Source organism: Actinomadura sp. NPDC000929 (assembly GCF_040492065.1).
Lineage (GTDB): Bacteria > Actinomycetota > Actinomycetes > Streptosporangiales > Streptosporangiaceae > Spirillospora > Spirillospora verrucosospora.
The window spans coordinates 1-18,349 of record NZ_JBEUPA010000161.1 but is presented as its reverse complement, the minus strand read 5'-3'; the positions used below and the strand labels follow the sequence as shown (position 1 = coordinate 18,349).

The window sequence follows — 18,349 nt, the reverse complement described above, 5'->3', positions numbered from 1 at the left end:
TGACTCGGTCGTCGGTGGACAAGAACCGCTGGTGAACCGTCTTGACGAGGTCGCTGGGCGTAGTCCGCAGCCACTCGGCGTGCGCCTCCGCCGGTTGTTCGCCCCCGACCCCGCCGCCACGAGCGACGGCCTCGTCCAGGACCTCACGACCATCGCCTCCGCGGGCGGCACCGTCGTCGCGGCGGGCACCGAGGGCGACGGCGTCCCCGGCCGGGAGCGGGCCCGCTTCCTCGTCTCCGCCGACGCGGGGCACGCCTGGTCGCTCGCGGCGCTGCGCACGGCGGACGGCTCGGCCGTGCCCGCCGGCGACACCCCGCGCCTGATCGACGGCGGCGCGGGGCGCTGGGCGGCGCTCGGCCGCACCTCCGCCGGAAGCGTGACGGCGTGGACGAGCGAGGACGCCGCGACCTGGACGCGCCGCCCGCCCGCCGCGGGCTTCACACCGTCCGACCAGGTGAACGACCTGGCCCGCACCGGCCAGGGCTTCGTCGCCGTGGGCGCGTCCGGAGGCCGCGCGGTGGCCTGGAGTTCGGCGGACGGCCGCGCGTGGCAGCGCGTCGACGGCCTCCCGGGGATCATCGCCCTCGACCGCGTCGCGGCCTCCGGCAACGTGATCGTGGTTCACGGGACCTACGGCAGGAAGGTCACCGAGAAGCGGGGCAGGAAGAAGGTCACCCGGACCGTGCGGACCGACGGCCTCTGGCGGTCCACCGACGGCGGCCGGACGTGGACGTCCGCCGGGGTCCCGCAGGCGCAGGGCTCGTTCGGGCCCATGAAGGGCCTGGCGGTCGGCCCCGGCGGGTTCGCGACCGTCCGCGAGGGCCGGCGGACGACCGGCCGCGGGAAGCACCGCAGGACGGCGCGCTTCGGCGTCCTGTTCACCTCGGCGGACGGCACCGGCTGGCGGGCCGCGGGCCGGTTCGGCGGGGGAGGCGTCGAGCGCTTCGACGGCACCCCCTCGGGGCTCGCCGTCATCGTCCGGGGCGCAGCGGCCGGCCAGCGGGGCGCGCGCACCGTCCTGCGCAGCGCGGACGGCCGCACCTGGCAGCCGGGGGGCACCGTCCCCGCGCCGGTGCGCGGCAGCGGCCTGACGGTCGCCGACGGAAAGATCAACATCTCCGGGCGGCAGGGCGACGACGGCTACCTGTTCGGCGTGGACCTGCGCACCGTCCCGGGGGCCGTCCACCCCGAGCGCTCGGTCAGGTCGCTCGCCGCGGGGCCGGGGGTCTCCGTCGCGGTGGGCAGCACCAACGGCAACGCCGCGGTCTGGACGTCCCCCGACGGCCGCGCGTGGAGGCGCGCCGGGTTCCCCGCCACGGCCGGCCTGCTGTCCGACGCCGTCCGCGGCGGGCGCGGCTGGCTGGCCGTCGGCCGCGCGTCGGGCGCGTCCCCCGGCCCCCTCGCGCTGACGTCGCAGGACGGTCTCACCTGGCAGAAGCCCGTTCTCCCGGCGGGTCCGCCGCCCGTGGCCGCCGCCGCCGGGCCGGCCGGGTATGTCGCGGTGGGGACCGGGGTCGCCTGGCGCTCGGCCGACCTGCGCACCTGGAGCCGCGCGGGCCTCGACGGCGCACCGGCCGACGTGGCCGCGACGAGCAGGGCCTACGCGGCGGTCGGCGGACGCGGCAGGGTGCCCGCGGCCTGGACGTCCCCGGACGGCCTCACCTGGACCGCCGCCCGGCTTCCGGCCGGCCTCACCGCTCCGCTGACCCAGGTCGCGGCCCGGGGCGACACCCTCGTCGCGATCGCGGGCGACGCGGCCGCGCTGGTGTCCACCGACGCCGGGGCGAACTGGACGCGGCACGACCTCGGCCCCGGCCTGAGCGCCACCGCGCTCGCGGCGACGCCGCGCGGTTTCGTCGCGGCGGCCTCCGCGAAGGACGACGCGGCGGTTCTGACGTCACCCGACGGCGTGAGCTGGCGGCGGGTCGCCGTTCCCGGCCTCACCGGACCCGGCGACCAGCGCCTCACGGCCCTGTCCGCCGCGGGCTCCACCGTCCTCGCGACCGGCGCCGACGCCGACGCCCTGATTCTCTGGCGCGCCCCCGCGCTCGGCTGAGCGCGGCGGCGCGGCGGTCAGCCGTTGCAGCCGCAGGAGCAGCCCTTCGCGCACGAGCATCCGCCGCCATGTCCGCAACTGCAGTCCTTTTTCGTCATGAGCGGAAAGTAACTTTTGCGGCACTTGCCGTCTATGGCCCGGGTGGGGACGTGCACCTGTCGGCAAGGACACGGGCCGTCCCTCCGCGGGGGAAGAGGGACGGCCCGTGCCCGGTTCGGGGGACGCGAGGGTTCAGAAGTTGATGTGGAAGTCCACGCCGAGCAGGACGAGGATCCAGAGGAAGACGGCCAGCAACGCGCTGACGATCTTCTCGACCAGGCCCTCGTCGATGTAGCCGCGGTCCCAGGCGATGAACACGCCGATGATCAGGTAGATGAGGCCGAGCAGGCTGATGTGCGGCCGATATCGGGTCGCCATGGAAGGCGTCTCCTCCCGGTGGGGGGTTGTGCCGATCGGACGCTGCCCCGCCGGTCAGGAGAAAAACCCCGGAGGTATTCCGGACCTAACCGTGACGCTACTTTCGGCATCTCCCAAATTCGGAGACCCTGTCGGCCGCCCGCCCGGGGGCCTCTACCGGCCGGTCACCGCGATGCGGACGACCGTGGGATCGCGGTCGCCGGCGCGGTCGGCGAACTCCGCGCTGCGGTGCACCACGTCGAACTCGTGCCGGTTCGCGCGCAGCGACGGGCTCAGCAGGATGTGGTCGAGGTCCTCGGCGTTGCCGCCGGTCACCGCCGTGTAGCGGTCGCCCGCGGGCAGCTCGGCGGGCAGGTCGGCGAGTCCCGCGCCCTGGGCGAGGGTGCGGACCGGGGCGGAGGTCCCGCGGTCGCCGAGGTCGCCCGCCACGATCACGCGGGCCCGGGCGTCGGCCTTCCGGACGGAGTTCACGAAGCCCGCGACCACGCGGGCCTGCGCGTCCCGGCGCCACTGGGTGGGCTGGGAGGGCGGCTGGCGGCGCCCGAACAGCGGCTGGTCGTCGCCGGTGCGGGGGAACCACTGGTTCGCGACGACGATGATGCGGCGCCCCCGCCAGGTCACCTCCCCGGCGATCGGCTTGCGGGCGCCGGCCCACGCGGCGTCGCCCGGCGCGATCCGGCCGGGGCTCAGCGTGAGACCCGCCGCGCCGCCGCGCGGGACGGCCCGGACCGGCGTGACGGCCGGGTCGGGCCGCGCGGGCGGGGCGTCGGGGACGGGGTCGGCCAGCGCCGGGCGGTCGACGAACGAGAGGCCGCGGTCGGTGCGGAACAGGAACCCCACCCGCTCGTTGGTCCCCTTGCGCCCGCCGTCGGCGTTGTCGCGCGGCTCGACCGAGCGCCAGTCGTAGGCGGGGCCGCCCGCCGCGCTGATCGCCGTGACCAGCTGCGCGACGCTCTGGTCGTCGGCGACGGTGCCGTCGTCGTCGGGGCCGCTGTTGTCGCCGAGACCGCTCACCGCGACGAGGTCGGGGGAGCGCAGGCCGTCCACGATGTCGCGCGCGGCGGCCTCGAAGCGCGCGGCCGGGGCGTCGGGGTCGAGCCCGTCCAGCCCGGCGGTGGCGACGGCGAGCTCGCCGGGGCGCTGCGGCCGGGTCGCCTCGCGGGCGAGCCCGCCGGGGGCGCGCCGCGGCGTCGCGGTGAGCAGCAGCTTGTAGTCGGCGTAGGAGTAGTCGAGGACCCCGGTGTTCGCGCCGGGCAGCCGGTCGCCGACGTCCATGCCGGGCAGCGGGGCGAGCGCGTCGTCGAGGATGACGCGCTCGGGGTTGGCGTCGCCGTCGCGCAGCAGGACGCCGCCGCGCGCCGTCCGCGGCCCGGCGCCGGCGCCCCCGGAGGGCAGCACGGGCAGCTCGCCGAAGCGGGACGGACCGGCCGCGACGGCGTCGCGGAGCTCGATCCGCATGCCTTCGAGGGCCTCGTAGAAGTCCAGGGCGTCGCGGCGGGGGTCGAACGCGCCGCCGCGCTCCACGTTCCCCAGCCCGTGGTCGATCACGCCCGGCGGCCTGAGCCCGCCCGCGCCGAGCACGAGGGCGGGCGGCGGGGGCGTCCCGTGCGCGTCGACCGTGGTCGCGGTGGCGTCGATCTCCGTGCGGGTCAGCCCGCCGGACGCGCCCCCGTCCGGCCGGAACTCGCTGACCCGGCCGTCGACCCGGACCGCGTCGCCGGCCGCCGCCCGCGGCCGGTCCCGGGTGAAGACGAAGACGCCCTCGGACGTCGCGGCGCTCCTGTCGGGACGCGGGTCCTGCATCCAGAAGCCGTTGGAGGTCACCGCCGTCACGACCCCCGGGACCCGGGCGACCGCGGCCCCGTTCAGCGGCGAGATGTGCGCCGCGCCCTGGATGTCGTGGATGCGGACCGCCCGCGGAGCGGCGTGCGCGGCGGAAGCCGGGAGGAGCGGACCCAGGAGCACCGCCGTGAAAGCCGCCGCGGCCAGGAACCACCGCAGACCGTGCACCAATCGCGCTCCATGACGACTCGCCGCCCGACCCGAACAGACAAGGATGATACGCGTCCGGAACCCTGCGGCGTGCCGTCCCGGATGGGCGCGGTTGCGGGATGGCACGCCGCGGTCTTGGGGGGATCAGTCGAACAGGACGACTTGGCGGATGACTTCGCCGTTGGTGAGGGCGCGGACGGCGTCGTTCAGGTCCTCGAAGCCGATCCGGCGGGAGATGAGGCTGTCGATGTCGAGCTTCCCGGCGCGCCAGAGGTCGATGAACAGGGGGATGTCGCGCTTGAGGTCGCAGCCGCCGTAGAGGGACGGCTTCAGGCTCTTGCCGTCGAACAGCAGCGCGAACGCCGTCTGGCTCCACTCGTCGTCGGCGGCGCCCGCGCCCACCACGATGACGTCGCCGCCGCGCCGGGTCGTGTTCCACGCCGTGGTGATCGCCGCGGACTTCCCGACGACCTCGAAGGTGTAGTCGAAGCCCGCGCCGCCGGTGAGGAGCCCCTTGGTCTGCTCCAGGTCGTCCAGGGTGGCGGTGTGGGTCGCGCCGAACTGCTTGGCGATGGGGTGCTTGGCCTCGTTCGGGTCGATCGCCAGGATGGTCGACGCGCCCGCGATCTTGGCGCCCTGGATGACGGAGAGCCCCACGCCGCCCGCGCCGACCACCGCCACCGTGGAGCCCGGCGTGACCTTGGCCGTGTTGATGACGGCGCCGACGCCGGTGGGGATGCCGCAGCCGAGCAGGGCCGCGTACTCGAACGGGATGTCCTCCGCGATCTTGATCACCCCGCGCCGGGGGAGCACGATCTCCTCGGCCCAGGTGCCGGTGCCCGCCATGCCGAACGCGGGGCTGCCGTCGCCGAGCGTGAAACCGGGCTCGGAGAACGACTGCGCGAGGTAGGTCATGCACAGGTACGGCTCGCCGCGCAGGCACTCGGCGCACTCGCCGCAGTCGGGCGTCCAGTTGACGACGACGTGGTCGCCCGGCCGGACGCCGGTCACCCGGTCGCCGACCTCCGCCACGACGCCCGCGCCCTCGTGGCCGATGACCGTCGGCATCGCGGACGGCAGCACGCCGGTCATCGTGGACAGGTCCGAGTGGCAGACCCCGGTCGCCTTGATCTTGACCTTGACCTGGTCGGGACCCGGATCGATCGTCGAGACGTCGTCGCGCAGGTCGAGTTCCCTGTCGCCGACCGCATGCAGTACCGCGGCGCGTGCCATGGCTGCCTCCACTGTGCCTGAGCTGTTGCCGTCTGGGGTGGGTGAACGGGGACCGGGGGCAGCCGCCGGCTACTCCTCCAGCGCCAGGGCGGCCTTCGGGCACGACCGCACCGCGTGGCGGACGCGGTCCTGCTCCTCGGGCGGGACGTCCGGCCGCAGGATCCGCAGCTCGTCGTCGTCGTTGAGGTCGAAGACCTCGGGTGCGAGCCCGACGCACACGGCGTTCGCCTCGCACACCAGAGGGTCGACTCGTACTCTCATCGCTCTGCTCCGTTCGGGGGACTCACCCGTCAACCTACCGAATAACGTTCGGAAACGGGTGGCTCACCTCGAAAGTAGAACACGTTCCAGTCTGCTCCGGCAAGACTCCGCGTGAGACTCGCGTCTCATCCCGGCGATGTCGGATATGGTGCCCGGACGGAGGAGATCATGACCCACACCAAGGCGTCCACCGCACCGGGGACGACCAGCGAAGGCGCACCGCCCTCGGCGGCGCCGATGCCCGCCGAACTGCTGCGCGCCGCGCGCAGCGCCCGGGGCTTCATGCCGGACGGCGAGGGCCTCGCGCTGTACGAGACGGGGCTGGAGTACGGCGGCCGCCTGGCCGGGACCGGGCCCATGCTGGAGGTCGGCACCTACTGCGGCAAGTCCGCCGTGTACCTGGGGACCGCGGCCAGGGCGGCGGGAACCGTCCTGGTCACCGTCGACCACCACCACGGCTCGGAGGAGAACCAGGCGGGCTGGGAGCACCACGACCCGTCCCTGGTCGACCCGAGCACCGGCCGGATGGACACCCTGCCCAAGTTCCGCAAGACGATGGCCGCCGCCGGGCTGGAGGACGAGGTCGTCGCCATCGTCGGGCAGTCCCGCACCGTCTCGGCGTTCTGGCGGACGCCGCTGGCGCTGCTGTTCATCGACGGAGGCCACGCCGAGGAGCACGCGCAGGGCGACTACGAGGGCTGGACGCCGCACGTCGCCGTCGGCGGGGCCCTGGTGATCCACGACGTCTTCCCCGACCCCCGCGAAGGCGGACGGCCGCCCTACGAGCTCTACCTGCGGGCGCTGGCGAGCGGCGCCTTCGAGGAGCGCCGGGCGGAGGGCTCGCTGCGCGTCCTGGAGCGCGTCAGCGACGCCGACCCGCTCACGCCCGCCTGACCGGCGTTCCCGGCCGCCCGGCCCGGGCGGCCGGGCGCCGGGGGAGCCCGGTCAGGCGCGGTGGGCGGCCGCGACGAGCGCGCAGCCGCACGCCAGCGGGTCGGACGCCTCGGACGGGCCGAGGGGCCGTCCCGCGATCTCCTTGAAGAGCCGGGAGCCGGGGGAGGCGTCCGCCAGCGCGTCCGCCGCCAGGATCACCGCCGCCGCCGTGTAGGTGGAACGGTCCCCCGGGAAGTGCCGCTCGTTCTCGAACTGCCAGCCCGTCCAGTACGAGCCGTCCTCGTGCCGGAGGTGCTGGACGGTGGTGAACAGCTCCAGCGCGCGGTCGCGGTCGCCCGAGGCGTCCAGCGCCAGCACCAGCTCGCAGCTCTCCGCCGCCGTCACCCACGGCTGGTCGGACACGCAGCGGCAGCCGAGGCCCGGCACCACGAAGGTGTCCCAGGCCTCGTCGAAGCGGCGCGCCGCGTCCGCGCCGCGCACGGGGCCGCCGAGCACCGGGTAGTACCAGTCCATCGACCAGCGGCTCTTGTCGGCGAACGCCTCCGGATGCGCGGCGACCACGTGCCCGAGCTGGTCGGCGGCGAGCTCCCAGTCCGGCTGGTGCTCGCCGAGCCGCTCGGCCAGCGCGACCGCGCAGCGCAGCGACTGGTAGATCGACGAGCAGCCGGTCAGCAGCGCGTGGTCGGACGGCTCGCCGCCCTCGTGCCGGATCCAGATGATCTCGCCGCGCCCGGTCTGCAGCCCGAGCGTGAAGTCGATCGCCCGCCGGACCGCCGGCCACATGCGCCGGGCGAAGTCCTCGTCCCCGGTGGTCAGCAGCTCGTGCCAGACGCCGACCGCGACGTAGGCGGCGTGGTTGGACTCCCCGCCCGGCTCGGTGACCTCGCCCAGCACCCATTTCGCGGGCCACGACCCGTCCGGGCGCTGGACGCCGCGCAGCCACTCGTAGGCCCGCCTGGCCTCGGCGCCGAGCCCGGCGGCCGACAGCGCCATCGCCGCCTCGACGTGGTTCCAGGCGTCCACGTGGCCGGGGACCCCGTGCGTCGGCGAGAACCACGGGATCGCGCCGGACGCCTCCTGCTGCGCCGCGATGCTCCGCGCCGTGGCGACGACGTCGTCCGCGGTCAGGACTCCGGGAACCGAGGGCGGGGCGGTCTCAGACCGCATCCGCCGTCTCCCGGGCCGGGGCCGCCGGCGCGTCCGGCGCGGCGGGCTTGGCGAAGTAGACGACGACGCTCTTGCCGATCAGCGGGTTCATGACGCGCTCGGCCAGCCGGGTGGCGAGCGGCCGCTTCATGATGTCCCAGACGAGGAGCTGGTGGTAGGCCTTGGCCAGCGGGTTGCCGTCGTTGTCCACCCCCACCGCGCACTTGATCCACCAGTAGGGGGCGTGCAGCCCGTGCGCGTGGTGGTGGCCGCCGACCCGGAAGCCGACCGACTTCAGCTTGGCCTCCAGCTCCGCGCGGGTGTAGATCCGCACGTGCCCGCCGGGGGCGGTGTGGTAGTCCTCCGACAGGGCCCAGCAGACCCGCTCGGGCAGCCAGCTCGGCACCGTCACGGCGAGCCTGCCGCCCGGCCTGAGGACGCGCAGCAGCTCGCGCATCGCCCGCATGTCGTCGGGGATGTGCTCCAGCACCTCCGACGCGACGATCGCGTCGAAGTGGTCGTCGGGGAACGGCAGGTCCAGCGCGTCGCCCTGCACGGTCTCGGCGGTCGCGTCCTCGGGCACCTGACCTTCGAGGCGCATCGCCCCGAACATCTTGTCGACGCCGGACAGCTCGCCGGCGTCCTGGTCGAAGGCCACGACGTGCGCACCCCGTCGGTACAGCTCGAAGGCGTGCCGTCCGGCGCCGCATCCCATGTCGAGGACGCGGTCTCCAGGGGAGACGCGGAACCGCTGGAAATCCACGGTCAGCAGGGTCGTGCTCCTTCCGATCAGAGGGCGTCCGCGGGACGCTCCCTCACTTGCCCTTGCGCGCGGCTAGGCGCCGGTAGTTCTGCTGGGTGATGGCGGCCCGGTAGTGCTCCACGGTGGCCTGCGCCACGGCGGGCCAGGCGAACCGCTCCTGGACGCGCGCGAGGCCGGCGGCTCCCATCCGCGCACGCTCCCCGGGGGAGTCGTGCAGGCGGTGCAGGGTCGCGGCCAGTTCCTCCACGTCACCCGGCGCGACGAGGATCCCGGCGTCGCCCACGACCTCGGGCAGGGCGCCGGCGCGGCTCGCCACGAGCGGCGTCCCGGACGCCATGTGCTCGACGGCGGGCAGCGAGAACCCCTCGTAGCGCGACGGCACGACGGCGGTCTCCGCGGACGCCAGCAGCTCGCCCAGCTCGCCGTCGCTGATGCCGCTGACGAACCGGACCCGCTCGCCGAGCGCGAGCTCGCGCACGAGCCGCTCGGTCGGGCCGTCCTTCTGCGGCCGGCTGACCACGACCACGTGGACGTCGCGCTCGGTCGCGACCTTGGCGACCGCGCGCAGCAGCACGTCCACGCCCTTGATCGGCGCGTCGGCGCTGGCCATCGCCACGATCCGGCCGGGGACGCGCTCGCCGCGCGGGTGGAAGATCCGGGTGTCGACGCCGAGCGGCAGGATCTCGATGTCGCGCGGGTCGACCTTGAAGTCCTTGACGATGTCGACCTTGGAGGACTCCGACACCGTCAGCACGGGCCCGATGCGCCGCGAGACCTGCGACTGCATCCCGACGAACCCGTACCAGCGGCGCTTGCCGAGCTTCTGCTTGAGGCCGCGGGCGGCCTCGATCTCGATCCGCCGGTCGACGCTGATCGGGTGGTGGATGCTGGTCACCAGCGGCAGCCCCAGCCGGGAGATGCCGAGGTTGCCGACGCCGAGGACCTGGTTGTCGTGCACGACGTCGAAGTCGCGGCGGCGCTCGCGCAGCAGCCGCAGCGCGCGCAGGCTGAAGGTCAGCGGCTCGGGGAAGCCGCCGGTCTTCATGTGCGCGAACTCCAGGACGTCCAGCCAGTCGCGGAACTCGCCGAGGGCCGGGGTGCGGAACGGGTCCTCGTCCCGGTACAGGTCCAGGCTCGGCAGCTTGGTGAGGGTGATCTCCTCGCGGTCGAGCTCCGGGTACGGCTGGCCGGAGACGACCTCCACGGCGTGCCCGAGGTCGACCAGTTCCCGGGTCAGGTGCCGGAGGTAGACGCCCTGGCCGCCGCAGTGCGGCTTGCTGCGGTACGAGAGCAGGGCCACCCGCAGCGGACCGCTCGTCTCGCCTGCCTCACCCACGCCATCCCCTGCCCACGCACCACTCCCGTCAGTCGAGGGACGCCGGACGCACCCGTACCGGCATCTCCTTTACGCCGTTGATGAAACTAGACCTTAGCCTGCGAACGTTACCGTTGAGTTCAATATTGGGCATGGTGTCCAAGAGTGTTCCGAAGAGCACACTCAGCTCAAGCCGGGCGAGATGGGAGCCCAGGCAGAAGTGCGGACCGCCGCCGCCGAAGCCCAGATGGGGGTTCGGGTCCCGGCCCACGTCGAAGCGGTACGGGTCGTCGAACACCGCCTCGTCGCGGTTGGCCGAGGAGTAGAACACCACGACCTTGTCGCCCTCGGCGATCGCCCGGCCGCCGATCTCGGTGTCCCGGACGGCTGTGCGCCGGAACATGTTGACCGGGGTGACCCAGCGGACGATCTCGTCCGCCGCCGTCCGGACCAGCGACGGGTCGGCCCTCATCCGCTCCCACTGCTCCGGGTGCTCCAGGAGCGCGAGCATGCCGCCGGAGGCCGCGTTCCGGGTCGTCTCGTTCCCGGCGACCGACAGCAGCAGCACGAACAGCTCGAACTCGTCCCCGGTCAGCACCTCGCCGTCGGCGTCCGGCTGGAGCAGCCGGGTGACGATGTCCTCGCGCGGGTTCTCCCTCCGGGCCGCCGCCAGCTCGTTGGCGTAGGCGTACAGCTCGGTCGCCGCCTGCTGGCCCTCCTCCGGCGTGCGCTGGAAGTCGGGGTCGTCGCCGCCGATCAGCGTGTTCGACCAGTGGAAGATCTTCTCCCGGTCCTCGGGCGGGGCGCCGAGCAGCTCGCAGATCACGTAGAGCGGCAGCGGCGCCGCCAGGTCGCGGACGAAGTCGGCCTCCGGCCCGCGCTCGGCGGTCTCGGCCACGAGGCGCCGGCAGATGTCCCGGATGTGCTGCTCCAGGGCGCCGATCGCGCGCGGGGTGAACCCCCGGTTGACGATGCTCCGCTTGCGCGAGTGCTCCGGCGGGTCCTGGTTGAGCATCATCATCCGCTGCAGGACGAGCTGGTCGTCCGGCGTCTCGTGGAACAGCGCCAGCCGCTGCCACGACGAGAAGAGCTCCGGGTGCCGCGAGACGTGCACGACGTCCTCGTGCCGGGTGACCGCCCAGAACGGCGGGTGGCCGAGGGCCGGGTCGCCGTGGTGGCGGTACACCGGCTCGTGCTCGCGCAGCCACGCCAGCTGCCCGTGCGGGACGCCGCTGTGCTCGTACGCGCCGGGGTCGACCAGTTCGATGTCGGGGGTGGTGGTCATCGCCTCGAACCTCCTCGTCCGGAGTGATGGGCGCCGTCAACCTCCCAGCGGGGCCGATGGCGTGAAACGCACCGGGATCTCCTTGTAGCCGTTGACGAAGTTGGACCGCAGGCGCCGCGGCTCGCCCGCGAGCCGGATGTCGGGCATGCGCTCCAGGATCGTCTCGAAGATGATCCGCAGGTTCATGCGCGCGAGGTGCGTGCCGAGGCAGTAGTGCGGGCCGCCGCCGCCGAAGCCGATGTGGGGGTTCGGGTCGCGCGCCACGTCGAACGCGAACGGGTTGTCGAAGGCGCGCTCGTCGCGGTTCGCGGAGCCGTAGAACATCACGACCTTGTCGCCGGCCTTGATCTGCTTGCCGCCGATCTCGGTGTCGACCAGGGCCGTCCGGCGGAACTGGTTGATCGGGCTGACCCAGCGGACGATCTCCTCGACCGCCGTCGGCAGCAGGCTCCGGTCCTCCCGCAGCCGGGCCCACTGGTCCGGCCGCTCGAAGAAGGCGATCATGCCGCCCGCGGTGGCGGTCCGGGTGGTCTCGTTGCCCGCGATCGACAGCATGATCACGAACAGCTGGAACTCCTCCAGGCTGATCCGGTTGCCGTCGGCGTCGGGCGTCAGCAGCTTGGTCACGATGTCGTCGCGCGGCGTGGACTCGCGCGCGGCGGCGAGCTGCCCGCCCCACTCGGCGAACTCGGCGGCGCACAGGGTCGACTCCTCGCGGCCGCCGATGAACTCGGGGTCGTTGAACGCGACGAGCTTGTTCGACCAGTGGAAGATCTTCTCCCGGTCCTCCATCGGGGCGCCGAGCAGCTCGCAGATCGTGTAGAGCGGCAGCGGCGCGGCGAACCGCTCGACGAAGTCGCACTCGCCGAGCGGCGCCGCCTCGTCGATCAGCTCGTTGCAGATCTTGCGGATGTGCCCCTCCAGCCGCCCGATCATCCGCGGGGTGAAGCCCTTGTTGACCATGGAACGCAGCCGGGTGTGGTCCGGCGGGTCCTGGAAGAGCATCATCTGCCCGTACATGGCGATGTCGTCGCTGGAGAACTCCTCGAACATCGAGGTGCGCTCGTGCGAGGAGTACGGGTCGGCGCGCCGCGACACCGACACCACGTCCTCGTGCCGCGTGATGGCCCAGAAGCCCGGCACTCCGTCGTTCGGATCCGGGTGCCAGTGGACGGGGTCGTTGTCGCGCAGCCACTGGAACTGGCGGTGCGGGATCCCCCCGCGCTCGTAGACGCCCGGATCGATGATGTCGATCTCGGGTGCCCGGAAGGGCCGGGCGGCGGAGAGGGGGGACGTCGCGAGTGCCATGGAGGATCCTTCGTGCCGGGGTGGAGACCACACGAGGCGAGCAGGCCACAGTGAGCGCTTGCTTGCTGCACTTACCTAGAACAGGTTCTAACATGAGACTCCAGTCTCATCAAGAGTCCCGCCGGTGAGAGTGATCTGCGTCGCACCCGGAACGGAGGATCACAGCCCCAGTTCGCGCCCCCCGGCGTCCCACCACGCGACGGCCGCGTCCACGTCCAGGCCCGTGACCCAGAGGTCCTCCGGGTTCGCGGGCATCAGGGGCTGCCGTAGCGCCTCGTCGCGCTGCCACGACCAGGTGTCCCGGGCGTGCTCGCCCGTCTCGGGATCGGCGTAGAGCGCGGCGACGTCCGCGGGGAGCCGGGCCAGTTCCTTCTCGCGCCCGACCGTGAACGGGTAGCCGTAGGCGGCGGACGCGGCCGCGGAGACCGGCAGCCCCGTGCCCTCGGCCAGGCGCCGCACGGCCGCCACGTCGTAGGGGGCCGGGCCCCGCTCGTCCAGCAGGCGCAGGTACCGCGCGATGCGGTCCGCCCCGCCCCAGCCCTGCGGCTTGGGCGGATTCCGGTGGTGCCAGCCGGGGAAGGTGAAGTCGCGGAAGACGCCGTCCGGCGAGTACTCGACGGCGTAGGACTCCTTGTGCGGACGGGCCTGCCAGGAGAGCACCACCATCGCGCCGTTCGGCGTCCGCCAGATCTGCCCCTCGGGGTCCTGCGTGGCCTGCGCGCCGAACCACAGCCGCCGCCACCGGCCGCTGCCGTCGCCCCAGGGCGTGCCGCCCCACGCGCCCAGCAGGTCCGCGGCCTTGGCCCGCTGGTACGCGGCCCGCCACGGCAGCGCGGCCAGCAGGGCCTCTCCGCCGAGCGTCCCGAACGCGAAGTACACGCCCCGCGCGCCGGTGGGGAGGTCGATGCGGCCGAGCGGATGGGGCGTGTCGTAGGCGGGCCCGGTCTCGGCGGCCTCCACGAGGACCTCGGCGAGGTACCGGACGGCCGGCCGGCGGTAGCCCAGCCGCCCGGCCCGCAGGCCGCCGACGGGGCGGATCCGCTCCGGCAGGCCCTCCGGCGGGGCCAGGCGGAGCGCGTCCCGCAGGCGGAGCACGTCGAGCAGGCACGCGGCGGCCCGCAGCACCAGCTCCGCCACGCCTTCCAGCAGCCGCGCGTCGGTGATTCCGGGGAGGACGCGGCCCAGCTCGGCGTCCAGCTCCCGCCGGTGGACGAGCGCGGCGTCCACCAGGCGGACCGCGCCGTCGCGGGTGAGGCCGCGCAGCGCCGCCGAGCCCTCGGGGTCCGCGGCCGGCAGGTGGGGCCAGAAGCCGGGCGGGGGCATGACCGCGTCGCCGCGCTGGGCCGGGGAGTACCGGATCCTGAGGGTCGTCCGGCCCGCGCCGTCGACCAGGCGCAGGAGCCCCCGGTCCAGGATGACCTGCGTCGGCGCGGTCGCGCCCGGGAACGTCAGGGCGACCGCCGCGGGGCTCCGCGGCCACCGCCACTGCCCGTCGGCGGGCACCTCCAGCCGTCCGGGGTCGGGTGCGCGGTAGGTCTCCGCGCGGTTCCCGTTCAGCCGCGAGACGTAGCAGCCGGCGCCGTCGTACCACGGGTAGGTGCCGGTGCCGTGGGGGAGGTCGGCGCGATGGACCGGCCCGGCGGGCCCGAGGACCTCGACGCGCTTTCCCGCGACGCCGAGCGTGAGCAGATCGTCGTGCAGGACGACGGTGACGGGCGAGCCCTCGACGGCCGGGAACCGCAGTTCCTCGGGGAGCCCGGCCCGCAGCGCGCGCCACAGCGCGCCGACCGGATCGGTGATCTCCAGGCCGGCCAGGGCTTCGGCGGCCGGGGTCCCGGCCGCGGCCTCCGCCAGCGGCGCCAGCCGGGGCAGCGCGACCTCCAGGCCGAGCAGGTCGCCCGCCGCGCCCTCCTCCCGCCACCGCGCGACGTCCTCGGAGAGGGCGCGGCGGACCGTCCCCCGCGCCCACAGCGCCCGCATCAGGGACGGGTAGTCGACGTTGTCGTACCGGCCGAGCTCCCGCACGCAGGCGTCCAGCCGCTCCCGCGCGTTCGGGGCGCCTTCGTCGAACTGCGCGAGGAACCGGGGGAGGGCGTCGTCCTCGCCGGTCCAGTGCGGAGCCTGGACCTTCGTGCGGGTGAAGGCGAGGGGGTCTGGTGCGGGACGTCCGACGACCGGGTCGGCGGCCGGGTCGAACCACCGGCCCGGCGCGGGGAACAGCCGGTCGCCCGCGTCCGCGGCCAGGCGCATCAGCTCGCTCGCGGGCTGCGGTCCGGCGGCGGCGAACCAGTCACGCGGCAGCCGCCGCCCGGCCCCGACCAGCCCGAGCAGCAGCAGCCAGCGGCGGTGGTGTTCGGCGCGCGGACCGGGATCGGCGTACAACTCGCCGTCGGGCCCCGCCCCGATCAGCAGGTCGAGCAGCTCGGGCGTCTCCGCGAGGCGCCGCAGCGCCGCGTCCAGGGCCTCCCACAGCGGCAGCGGCGCCCGGGGCAGCAGCCCTCCGCGCAGCAGCCGCTCGGCGACGAAGTCGGTCTCGTCCGCCTCGCCCACGCCCGCCGCCCGCGCCACCGGAAGCAGGTCCGCGACGACGTTCGGGTACGGGACGACGCCCGCGTCGAAGAACGCGCACACCGCCTCCCGCGCCCAGGCGTGGGCCGCCGCCGCGTCGTCGTGCCGCGCGAGCCGCTTCAGATGGCCGTGCAGCGCCGACGCGGTGACCGCGCCCAGGGGGACCAGCTCCACCAGCACCCGCTGCGCCCGGGCCGTGTCGGGCGCCAGGTCGAGCAGCCGCGCGTTCGCCTCTTCGGCCTCGCCGGACCTGCCCAGGTAGAACGCGGCCTGTTCGGCGTGGCCCGCTCGCGCGAACGCCCGCGCCGCGGCCGAGAAGTAGTCCGGCAGGGAGGCCGCGGGCTGCCGCCCGCCGGTCCGCAGGACACGCGCGCGTGCCTCCTCCGGCTCGTCCGCCGCGAGCGCCACCGCGCCGCGCAGCTCGTCCTCGTCCTGCCCCGGCATCGCCCGCATCAGCCCATCCCCTCCCGAGATCATCGGCGGGCAGACTAACGTCCCCGGACGACACCGGGCGGCGGATCGGGGACGTCAGCGCAGCACGTACCGGAGGGGGTCGTCGGCGCCGTCGCGGCGGGCCACGCCGCGGGTCTCCAGGGTGCGCAGATGGGCGGCGGCCTCGGCGGCGGCCATGCGGCGGGCCTGCTGGGCCATCTCGGACCACGGGTGCCGCCAGGTGAGGCCGGCGGTGAGGTCCCACAGCGTGACGGGGCGGGGCGACAGCAGCGCCGCCACCTCCGCGAGCCGCTCCTCGTGGTGGGCGATGATCTCGCGGGCGCGGTCCCCGAGCCCGCGGAAGCGGTGCTGGTGGGCGGGCAGGACCTCGGCCACGGCCATGGCGGAGACCTTGTCGAGCGAGCCGAGGAAGTCGCTCAGCGGGTCCACGTCCGGGGTGTCGTAGGGGTAGAGGCCGATGTGCGGGGTGATGCGCGGCAGGACGTGGTCGCCGGTGAAGATGCGGTCGCCGTCCTCCAGGTGCAGGCAGATGTGGCCGGGCGTGTGCCCGGGGGTCCAGACGGCCTGGAGCCGGCGGCCGGGGACGTCCACCAGGTCGCCGTCGGACAGCTCGCGGTCGGGGATCGCGGGCGGCGAGACGCGGGTCTGCTGGGTCGGCCCGGTCAGGTCCGACTCGGCCGCGCCCGCGCGGCGCAGCGCGGTGAGCTCGAACGAGCGGCGCCCGCCCTGGCCGACCTCGTTGAACAGCCGGACGATCCCGGCGTCGGAGTGGTGCATGGCGATCCACGCGCCGGACGTCTCTCGGACGCGCCCGGCGAGGCCCGCGTGGTCGGGGTGGAAGTGCGTGACGACCACGCCGTACACGTCGGCGACGTCGATCCCGAACGTGCCGAGCCCGTCGCGCAGGGCCGTCCATGCGTCCTCGTGCTGCCAGCCCGCGTCGATCAGGACGGGGCCCCGGGGGCTCTCCACCGCGTACACCAGCGTGTACGACAGGGGGTTGTTCGGGATGGGGACGGGGACGCTCCACAGCCCGCCGCCGAGGTCCTCAGGTTCCGGCTGCACCGAGACCGCCTTTCGCGCCTGTCATGGTTCGAAGGCCCCGGCCGCGGCGGCCGGGGCCCTGAGTCCTGCCCTGTCCTGCTCTCCAGGATGCCTGCCGGTCAGATCCGTTCGAGGATCGTGGCGGTGGACAGCGCGCCGCCCGCGCACATCGTGACCAGGGCGGTCCCGGCGTCGCGGCGTTCCAGCTCGTGCAGCGCGGTGGTGATCAGCCGCGCGCCGGTGGCGCCCACGGGGTGGCCGAGGGCGATGGCGCCGCCGTTGACGTTGACCCGGTCCATGTCCGGCTCGTGGACGGACGCCCAGGACAGCACGATCGACGCGAACGCCTCGTTGATCTCGGTGATGTCGATGTCGCCCATGGTCATGCCGGAGCGCCGCAGGACCCGCTCGGTCGACTGCACGGGGCCGTCGAGGTGGTAGTACGGCTCGCCGCCGACGAGGGCCTGCGTGCGGATGCGGGCGCGCGGGCGCAGGCCGAGGGCCCGGGCCTTGTCCTCCGACATCAGCAGGACGGCGGCGGCGCCGTCGGAGATCTGGGACGAGGTGCCCGCCGTGTGCAGGCCCTCGGGACCGAGGACCGGCTTGAGCCTGGCGAGCCCGTCGGCGGTCGTCTCGCGCAGGCCCTGGTCGCGGGTGACCTCGCGCGTCTCGCCGGTGACGCCGCCCTCGGCGTCCAGGACGGGCGCGGTGATCGGGGCGATCTCGCGGTCGAAGCGGCCGTCCGCCCACGCCTTGGCGGCCAGCTGCTGGGAGCGGGCGCCGAACGCGTCGAGGTCGGCGCGGGTGATGCCGCGGCGGGCGGCGATCCGCTCGGCGGCCTCGAACTGGTTCGGCATGTCGAGCGACCAGTCGTCGGGCCGCGGGTTGGCGGGCATGACGTTGCTGCCGAGCGGGGCGCGGCTCATCACCTCGACGCCGCAGCCGATCGCGACGTCCACGACCCCGGCGGCGATCTGGGACGCGGCCAGGTGGACGCCCTGCTGGGAGGAGCCGCACTGGGCGTCGATGGTGGTGACGCCCGCCTGCCACGGAAGGCCGGCGTACAGCCAGGAGTAGCGGCCGACGTGCCCGCCCTGCTCGCCGGCCTGCGTGACGCAGCCCGCGAAGACCTGCTCCACCTCGGCGGCGTCGATGCCGGAGCGCTCGACGGCGGCGTTCAGGGCGTGCGCGAGGACGGCCATCGGCTTCAGGCCCGCGAGCCATCCGCCACGCTTGCCGAGCGGCGTGCGCACCGCCTCGACGATCACCGGGGTACCCATGCGGTCTCCTTCTAGAACGCGATTCGCCTTCGAATGTAACGTGTTCTAACTTTGCCGGGGAAGGCCGGTCCCGGTGAGAGGGATCCGGCGCCGCACGGCACCCGGCGCCGCACCGGTCCCCACGCCGCCGCGCCGGTGGTCGCCCGGCGGGGGCGTCGGCGGCGTCTACTAGCCTGGGCGCACGACGATCCCCCCGCGCCGGAGAGTCCCATGGCCGCAGATTTCGACGAGCCCGTGTTCGACGAGGACTTCGTCAGGAGCGCCGTCTTCACCGAGCCGTCCGCGCGCGAGCGCGCCCGTCCCCCGTCCCGCCGCGAGCGGCGCCGGTCGGGGC

The 18,349-nt window shown here is 74.4% G+C and carries 15 protein-coding genes; 3 read left to right on the top strand and 12 right to left on the bottom strand.

Features of this window, described 5'->3' with window-relative positions:
* Positions 1-2,056 (top strand): beta propeller repeat protein (locus ABWI04_RS35935; protein WP_353835182.1); only part of this gene is annotated, 2,056 nt, incomplete at its 5' end.
* 231 nt (positions 2,057-2,287) lie between these two features.
* Here ABWI04_RS35935 and ABWI04_RS35930 read toward each other — a convergent pair.
* The 4 genes from ABWI04_RS35930 to ABWI04_RS35915 all read right to left on the bottom strand — a co-directional run bounded on the left by ABWI04_RS35930 (position 2,288) and on the right by ABWI04_RS35915 (position 5,959).
* A complete protein-coding gene (locus ABWI04_RS35930) occupies positions 2,288-2,473 on the bottom strand; it encodes a hypothetical protein (protein ID WP_345186343.1) in 186 nt (61 codons plus the stop codon).
* A 153-nt stretch (positions 2,474-2,626) separates the two neighbouring features.
* On the bottom strand, positions 2,627-4,483 hold the full coding sequence (locus ABWI04_RS35925; RefSeq protein WP_353835181.1) for a DUF8508 domain-containing protein: 1,857 nt from the start codon (positions 4,481-4,483) through the stop codon (positions 2,627-2,629).
* Between the two features lie 126 nt (positions 4,484-4,609).
* Entirely contained in the window at positions 4,610-5,698 is a 1,089-nt protein-coding gene (locus ABWI04_RS35920) for a Zn-dependent alcohol dehydrogenase (RefSeq protein WP_353835180.1), read from the bottom strand.
* Positions 5,699-5,767: 69 nt separating this feature from the next.
* Positions 5,768-5,959 (bottom strand): ferredoxin, encoded by a 192-nt coding sequence (locus ABWI04_RS35915; protein WP_345186353.1) that lies wholly within the window; start codon positions 5,957-5,959, stop codon positions 5,768-5,770.
* A gap of 237 nt (positions 5,960-6,196) precedes the next feature.
* Here ABWI04_RS35915 and ABWI04_RS35910 point away from each other — a divergent pair, with 237 nt between their 5' ends.
* Positions 6,197-6,853 carry a class I SAM-dependent methyltransferase gene (locus tag ABWI04_RS35910; RefSeq protein ID WP_345186399.1) on the top strand — a complete coding sequence of 219 codons (657 nt, stop codon included), beginning with the start codon at positions 6,197-6,199 and terminating at the stop codon, positions 6,851-6,853.
* 51 nt (positions 6,854-6,904) lie between these two features.
* On the opposite strand, the gene ABWI04_RS35905 is transcribed toward ABWI04_RS35910, so the two are convergent.
* The 8 genes from ABWI04_RS35905 to ABWI04_RS35870 all read right to left on the bottom strand — a co-directional run bounded on the left by ABWI04_RS35905 (position 6,905) and on the right by ABWI04_RS35870 (position 18,015).
* Positions 6,905-8,020: a prenyltransferase gene (locus tag ABWI04_RS35905; RefSeq protein ID WP_345186356.1), complete on the bottom strand. Its 1,116-nt coding sequence runs from the start codon at positions 8,018-8,020 to the stop codon at positions 6,905-6,907.
* The gene (locus ABWI04_RS35900) at positions 8,010-8,771 is read right to left on the bottom strand and encodes a class I SAM-dependent methyltransferase (protein WP_345186402.1); all 762 of its coding nucleotides are present in this window, start codon (positions 8,769-8,771) and stop codon (positions 8,010-8,012) included. Before ABWI04_RS35900 ends, ABWI04_RS35905 begins: the two co-directional genes overlap by 11 nt.
* Before the next feature lie 43 nt (positions 8,772-8,814).
* On the bottom strand, positions 8,815-10,098 hold the full coding sequence (locus ABWI04_RS35895; protein WP_353835179.1) for a glycosyltransferase family 4 protein: 1,284 nt from the start codon (positions 10,096-10,098) through the stop codon (positions 8,815-8,817).
* A gap of 28 nt (positions 10,099-10,126) precedes the next feature.
* Positions 10,127-11,362, bottom strand: a complete 1,236-nt coding sequence (locus ABWI04_RS35890) for a cytochrome P450 (protein ID WP_353835178.1) — start codon at positions 11,360-11,362, stop codon at positions 10,127-10,129.
* Between the two features lie 36 nt (positions 11,363-11,398).
* Entirely contained in the window at positions 11,399-12,670 is a 1,272-nt protein-coding gene (locus ABWI04_RS35885) for a cytochrome P450 (protein WP_345186382.1), read from the bottom strand.
* Positions 12,671-12,829: 159 nt separating this feature from the next.
* Positions 12,830-15,691, bottom strand: a complete 2,862-nt coding sequence (locus ABWI04_RS35880) for a hypothetical protein (RefSeq protein WP_353835177.1) — start codon at positions 15,689-15,691, stop codon at positions 12,830-12,832.
* 75 nt (positions 15,692-15,766) lie between these two features.
* Complete coding sequence (locus ABWI04_RS35875; RefSeq protein WP_345186389.1) at positions 15,767-16,756, bottom strand: MBL fold metallo-hydrolase; 990 nt, start codon at positions 16,754-16,756, stop codon at positions 15,767-15,769.
* Positions 16,757-16,854: 98 nt separating this feature from the next.
* Positions 16,855-18,015: a steroid 3-ketoacyl-CoA thiolase gene (locus ABWI04_RS35870; RefSeq protein WP_353835176.1), complete on the bottom strand. Its 1,161-nt coding sequence runs from the start codon at positions 18,013-18,015 to the stop codon at positions 16,855-16,857.
* 210 nt (positions 18,016-18,225) lie between these two features.
* Between ABWI04_RS35870 and ABWI04_RS42845 the strand changes: the two genes are divergently transcribed.
* Positions 18,226-18,349 (top strand): SCO2583/SCO2584 N-terminal domain-containing protein (locus ABWI04_RS42845; protein ID WP_502913206.1); only part of this gene is annotated, 124 nt, incomplete at its 3' end.

Bases quoted from the DNA above. Each gene is read 5' to 3' on its own strand.
- ABWI04_RS35880 (WP_353835177.1), bottom strand. From the start codon at position 15,691: ATGCGGGCGATGCCGGGGCAGGACGAGGACGAGCTGCGCGGCGCGGTG.
- ABWI04_RS35920 (WP_353835180.1), bottom strand. From the start codon at position 5,698: ATGGCACGCGCCGCGGTACTGCATGCGGTCGGCGACAGGGAACTCGAC.
- ABWI04_RS35905 (WP_345186356.1), bottom strand. From the start codon at position 8,020: ATGCGGTCTGAGACCGCCCCGCCCTCGGTTCCCGGAGTCCTGACCGCG.
- ABWI04_RS35870 (WP_353835176.1), bottom strand. From the start codon at position 18,015: ATGGGTACCCCGGTGATCGTCGAGGCGGTGCGCACGCCGCTCGGCAAG.
- ABWI04_RS35890 (WP_353835178.1), bottom strand. From the start codon at position 11,362: ATGACCACCACCCCCGACATCGAACTGGTCGACCCCGGCGCGTACGAG.
- ABWI04_RS35930 (WP_345186343.1), bottom strand. From the start codon at position 2,473: ATGGCGACCCGATATCGGCCGCACATCAGCCTGCTCGGCCTCATCTAC.
- ABWI04_RS35910 (WP_345186399.1), top strand. From the start codon at position 6,197: ATGCCCGCCGAACTGCTGCGCGCCGCGCGCAGCGCCCGGGGCTTCATG.
- ABWI04_RS35885 (WP_345186382.1), bottom strand. From the start codon at position 12,670: ATGGCACTCGCGACGTCCCCCCTCTCCGCCGCCCGGCCCTTCCGGGCA.
- ABWI04_RS35915 (WP_345186353.1), bottom strand. From the start codon at position 5,959: ATGAGAGTACGAGTCGACCCTCTGGTGTGCGAGGCGAACGCCGTGTGC.